Here is a 4,028-nt window from a genome sequence, read left to right on the forward strand (position 1 = left end):
ACAAAATAGTATCTCTTGGATTTATCAATGCGCTAAAAGTAATATTCCTTTAGATGAGGTTTTGAAAGCGTTAAAAGCTGCTTAAGGATTAGTGTAATCACCAACTGTAAAAAATTGTAATTAAATTTAATCATTTAGAGTTTTATTTTCTTCCTTACATATTTTAAGAATAAATTTTCAGCTAAAATTTTCCTGTTAAATTATATCATTATATATATACCAATAAAAGCTTTATAAGGATTATTTTCTGATTAGACATATGAAAATAATTAAAGGCCTATGCATATTAGCATAAACCTTTAATTTATTTTACTTATAATTTTTTAGCTTCTTCTATGGCCTTATCATAATTAGGATGGTTGGTTACTTCATCCACATATTCCACATATCTTACCACATCGTTCTTATCTATGACAACTATACCTCTAGCTAATAATCTTAGTTCTTCTATTACAAAACCATAATTCATACCAAAGGATAAATCCCTATGATCTGATAAAGTAACTACCTCATCTATACCCTTAGCTGCACAGAACCTTTTTTGGGCAAAAGGTAAATCCACACTAATAGTTAAAATTACAATATCATCTAATTTAGATGCTTCTTCATTAAAAGTTATAGTTTGAAGTTCACAAACTCCCGTATCTATAGATGGTACTACGCTAATTATTTTAACCTTTCCCTTTGCATCATCTAAAGTATATGGACTCAAATCCCCCTTTAGTGCGGTAAAATTAGGTGCTTTGTCTCCCACCTTAATTTCATTACCTACTATAGTTACAGGATTTCCTGCCATAGTAATATTACCTCTTTTATTTTCCATAATAATTACATCCTCCTAACGAAATACTATATTATATATATATCCAAAAAATCAAATTCTAATCTATAAATACCCTTTTATTTTACATTTGTATATTGACCACATTTATTATATAATGACACTGAAATATAATATAAAATGGATGGAGTGTTGAAATGAAAATACCAAAACTAAAAATAGGTGATTTAGTAGCTAATATGCCTATTGTCCAAGGTGGCATGGGAGTAGGGGTTTCTCTCTCTAATTTAGCTTCAGCCGTTGCTAACTGTGGTGGTATCGGCGTTATATCAGCTGTTGAACCTGGTTTTAATTTAGAAGATTATTATAAAGATAAATTTAAAGCTAACATGGAAGGTTTAACTTATCATATAAGAAGAGCAAAGGAACTTGCTCCAGAAGGAATTATTGGTGTAAATATTATGACGGTCCTTACAAACTTTGAGGAGATGGTAAAAATCTCAGTTAAAGAAAAGGCTGACATTATATTTGCAGGGGCAGGCTTGCCTATGAAATTGCCTTCTTTGGTAAAGGGATCCTTAACTAAAATAGCACCTATAGTATCTTCTGGAAAAGTTGCTAAGTTAATATGTAAGCAATGGGATAGGAAGCATAGCTATTTACCTGACGCTATAGTAGTAGAGGGGCCAGAAGCAGGTGGTCATTTAGGATTTAGTCCTGAGCAATTAGAACATAAAGAAGATTTTTCTTTAACAACTTTAGTTAAAGAAGTGTTAGAAGCTATAAAGCCTTTTGAGGAAAAATACAATAAAACAATTCCTATAATAGCAGGTGGTGGACTTTATAGCCCAGGAGATGTGGCAGAAGTATTAAAGGCTGGAGCATCTGGAGTTCAAATGGCTACTAGATTTGTAGCTACAAAGGAATGTGATGCATCTATAGTATTTAAAGAATCTTATGTAAATGCCAAGGAAGATGATGTATATATTATAAAAAGCCCTGTTGGCCTACCAGGTAGAGCCATTTACAATAAATTTGTATCTGATGTATACGAAAATGGTAAACCTAAGGGAATTAAGTGTATAAATTGTATTAAAACATGTAATCCTAAGGAAACTTTATACTGTATTGCAGATGCTCTAATTCAAGCACAAAGGGGTAACTTAGAGAAGGGATTTGCCTTTGCAGGGTCTAAAGTTCATAAAATAAAAGAAATCACATCTGTTAAACACATATTTGAAGAATTAAAAGAAGGATTATTGAAGATAGAGGAGTAATTATACTCCTCTTTTTCATATGCCTTATAATAATGGCGAAAATAATTTTCCTGTAGACTCTTTTAGTCTACTTAATATGTTTCTATTTTTATGTTCCTCTAATATTATTTCTTTACTATGTTCCATATCCTCTTTAAAATCCTTTTCCATTCTACTTACTAATTCCTCATCATATATAAAGGCATTTACTTCAAAATTAAGTCTAAAGCTCCTTATGTCCAAATTTGCAGTTCCTACAGATGCTGCAATGCCGTCCACAAGCATTATTTTGGCGTGTATAAAGCCTTTTCTATATTGGTATACCTTTACCCCTGCTTCTAGAAGTTCTTCCACATTAGACATGCTAGCCCAAAATACTGTTTTGTGGTCTGGTTTATGGGGCAATATGATTCTTACATCTACGCCACTTAAGGCAGCTGTCTTTAAAGCAGTCATTATACTTTCACCAGGAACTAGATATGGTGTATTTATCCAGATTCTTTTTTCTGCCGATGATATTATACAAAAATATCCTTGCATTATGGATTGCCAATCAGAATCAGGTCCACTGGCAGCAATCTGCATTAAGTGCTCTCCACAATACCCTTGGGATGGATAATATTCTTCATCAAAGGCTATAGTATTTTCAGTTACAAATAACCAATCCCTTTGAAATATATTTTGAAGGCCATATACAGCTTCTCCTCTCACCTTTAGATGACTATCTCTCCAAAATCCTAAGGTTTCATTTAGACCTAAATATTCATCTCCAATGTTCAATCCTCCTAAGAAACCTATTTTTCCATCTATGACAATTATTTTTCTATGATTTCTGTAATTAAGTTCTCTACTTAATAATGGAAAATAAACGGGTAAAAACCCTTCTATTTCTATTCCATAGTCTCTTAATTCATTCAAATAATTTTTACTCAATCTAAAACTTCCCACACTATCATAAATTACCCTTACTTTTATTCCTTCCTTGGACTTTTCTTTTAATATATTAAATATTTTACGTCCTATTTTATCATCCTTAATAATAAAATACTCCATATGGATATGGCTTTTCGCCCCTTTTAATTCCTTTATTATTTCATTAAAGGTTTCTTCTCCATTAGTGAGTATCTTAGCCTTATTATTTAAAGTAAAGGGTGCATTGGCATTGTTTATCATTAAATTTATTAGTCTCTTTTTAACTATGGATTCATCAGAAGAGAATAAATCCACATATTTCATAGTCTCCTTTTGAATATCTACAGCTTTCTTAAAATAGGGAAATCCTGATTCTTTCTTTTTCTTAAATATTCTTTTTTTCCTTATATCCTGACCCATAAATAAATAAAATATAAAACCTGGAAGGGGAAATGCAATTAAAACTAATAACCAGGCTACAGTTCTAGATGGATCCCTACTCTCTAAAAATATAAATAGAGCTAAAAACATAATATATACGGAAAATAATATGTTTAAGTATTCTGTTACAGCAGATAAACTATAAGCCCTATCTCCCACATCTTCAAGACTTGTAGAAAATCCCGTATACAAGTGTTTAATTTCAATCTTAATAAATGATCCTGCAAGTTGAAATGCAATTATGACTATAAAACTAATTATTATCAATATAATAAATCCCGACTTTCCTCGTCTCATTCCTTCACCCCAAATAACAATCTTTATAATATTTTTATCCTTCACGAGAAAAAGTAAACCCTATTATATAATATTCACCATAACAAGTTTTTTCCTTTAAAAACTTTTAATTTTGGGAAATTATATAGATTTATTGGTAAAGACTTTGTTTTATGTCAGGAAATTTCTAACATTTGTTAACGAATAAACTTTATCTGGATCTTCACTATATTCGGTATATATATTATATATGTCATACACAAGTTCATCTAAGGAACTTCTAGCAGCTGGTCTAAATAGCTTAGCTTTTAAGTCATTCCATAGGTTTTCTTGGGGGTTCATGGTTGGTGAATATTTAGGAA

The 4,028-nt window shown here is 31.0% G+C and carries 4 protein-coding genes; 1 reads left to right on the forward strand and 3 read right to left on the reverse strand.

Going from position 1 to position 4,028, the window contains the following annotated elements:
• Positions 1 to 313 precede the first annotated feature (313 nt).
• On the reverse strand, positions 314 to 823 hold the full coding sequence (gene tpx / locus N4A57_RS00965; RefSeq protein ID WP_293655468.1) for a thiol peroxidase: 510 nt from the start codon (positions 821 to 823) through the stop codon (positions 314 to 316).
• Positions 824 to 978: 155 nt separating this feature from the next.
• On the opposite strand from tpx, the gene N4A57_RS00970 reads away from it, so the two are divergent.
• Entirely contained in the window at positions 979 to 2,058 is a 1,080-nt protein-coding gene (locus N4A57_RS00970) for an NAD(P)H-dependent flavin oxidoreductase (protein ID WP_293655469.1), read from the forward strand.
• Between the two features lie 24 nt (positions 2,059 to 2,082).
• Here N4A57_RS00970 and cls read toward each other — a convergent pair whose 3' ends face one another.
• Together cls and N4A57_RS00980 are read right to left on the reverse strand one after the other, a co-directional pair.
• Positions 2,083 to 3,687: a cardiolipin synthase gene (gene cls, locus N4A57_RS00975; protein WP_293655470.1), complete on the reverse strand. Its 1,605-nt coding sequence runs from the start codon at positions 3,685 to 3,687 to the stop codon at positions 2,083 to 2,085.
• Positions 3,688 to 3,837: 150 nt separating this feature from the next.
• Positions 3,838 to 4,028, reverse strand: a 191-nt coding sequence (locus N4A57_RS00980) for a hypothetical protein (RefSeq protein ID WP_330671414.1), incomplete at its 5' end; no start/stop codon positions are given.

This window comes from Anaeromicrobium sp., from assembly GCF_025210435.1.
Taxonomy (GTDB): Bacteria; Bacillota; Clostridia; order Peptostreptococcales; family Thermotaleaceae; genus Anaeromicrobium.